This window comes from Escherichia sp. MOD1-EC6021 (assembly GCF_002965245.1).
Lineage (GTDB): Bacteria > Pseudomonadota > Gammaproteobacteria > Enterobacterales > Enterobacteriaceae > Escherichia > Escherichia coli_F.
In genome coordinates, this window is record NZ_PTRU01000088.1 from 1 (window position 1) to 1,698 (window position 1,698).

The window sequence follows — 1,698 nt, forward strand, 5'->3', positions numbered from 1 at the left end:
ACTGCTCTTTAACAATTTATCAGACAATCTGTGTGGGCACTCGAAGATACGGATTCTTAACGTCGCAAGACGAAAAATGAATACCAAGTCTCAAGAGTGAACACGTAATTCATTACGAAGTTTAATTCTTTGAGCATCAAACTTTTAAATTGAAGAGTTTGATCATGGCTCAGATTGAACGCTGGCGGCAGGCCTAACACATGCAAGTCGAACGGTAACAGGAATCAGCTTGCTGATTCGCTGACGAGTGGCGGACGGGTGAGTAATGTCTGGGAAACTGCCTGATGGAGGGGGATAACTACTGGAAACGGTAGCTAATACCGCATAACGTCGCAAGACCAAAGAGGGGGACCTTCGGGCCTCTTGCCATCGGATGTGCCCAGATGGGATTAGCTAGTAGGTGGGGTAACGGCTCACCTAGGCGACGATCCCTAGCTGGTCTGAGAGGATGACCAGCCACACTGGAACTGAGACACGGTCCAGACTCCTACGGGAGGCAGCAGTGGGGAATATTGCACAATGGGCGCAAGCCTGATGCAGCCATGCCGCGTGTATGAAGAAGGCCTTCGGGTTGTAAAGTACTTTCAGCGGGGAGGAAGGGAGTAAAGTTAATACCTTTGCTCATTGACGTTACCCGCAGAAGAAGCACCGGCTAACTCCGTGCCAGCAGCCGCGGTAATACGGAGGGTGCAAGCGTTAATCGGAATTACTGGGCGTAAAGCGCACGCAGGCGGTTTGTTAAGTCAGATGTGAAATCCCCGGGCTCAACCTGGGAACTGCATCTGATACTGGCAAGCTTGAGTCTCGTAGAGGGGGGTAGAATTCCAGGTGTAGCGGTGAAATGCGTAGAGATCTGGAGGAATACCGGTGGCGAAGGCGGCCCCCTGGACGAAGACTGACGCTCAGGTGCGAAAGCGTGGGGAGCAAACAGGATTAGATACCCTGGTAGTCCACGCCGTAAACGATGTCGACTTGGAGGTTGTGCCCTTGAGGCGTGGCTTCCGGAGCTAACGCGTTAAGTCGACCGCCTGGGGAGTACGGCCGCAAGGTTAAAACTCAAATGAATTGACGGGGGCCCGCACAAGCGGTGGAGCATGTGGTTTAATTCGATGCAACGCGAAGAACCTTACCTGGTCTTGACATCCACGGAAGTTTTCAGAGATGAGAATGTGCCTTCGGGAACCGTGAGACAGGTGCTGCATGGCTGTCGTCAGCTCGTGTTGTGAAATGTTGGGTTAAGTCCCGCAACGAGCGCAACCCTTATCCTTTGTTGCCAGCGGTCCGGCCGGGAACTCAAAGGAGACTGCCAGTGATAAACTGGAGGAAGGTGGGGATGACGTCAAGTCATCATGGCCCTTACGACCAGGGCTACACACGTGCTACAATGGCGCATACAAAGAGAAGCGACCTCGCGAGAGCAAGCGGACCTCATAAAGTGCGTCGTAGTCCGGATTGGAGTCTGCAACTCGACTCCATGAAGTCGGAATCGCTAGTAATCGTGGATCAGAATGCCACGGTGAATACGTTCCCGGGCCTTGTACACACCGCCCGTCACACCATGGGAGTGGGTTGCAAAAGAAGTAGGTAGCTTAACCTTCGGGAGGGCGCTTACCACTTTGTGATTCATGACTGGGGTGAAGTCGTAACAAGGTAACCGTAGGGGAACCTGCGGTTGGATCACCTCCTTACCTTAAAGAA

At 52.8% G+C, this 1,698-nt stretch carries 1 rRNA gene; it reads left to right on the forward strand.

Annotated features, from left to right (window positions below):
- The first annotated feature begins 146 nt into the window (after window positions 1-146).
- Window positions 147-1,688 (forward strand): 16S ribosomal RNA (locus BEB54_RS27985).
- The last annotated feature ends 10 nt before the right edge of the window (window positions 1,689-1,698 follow it).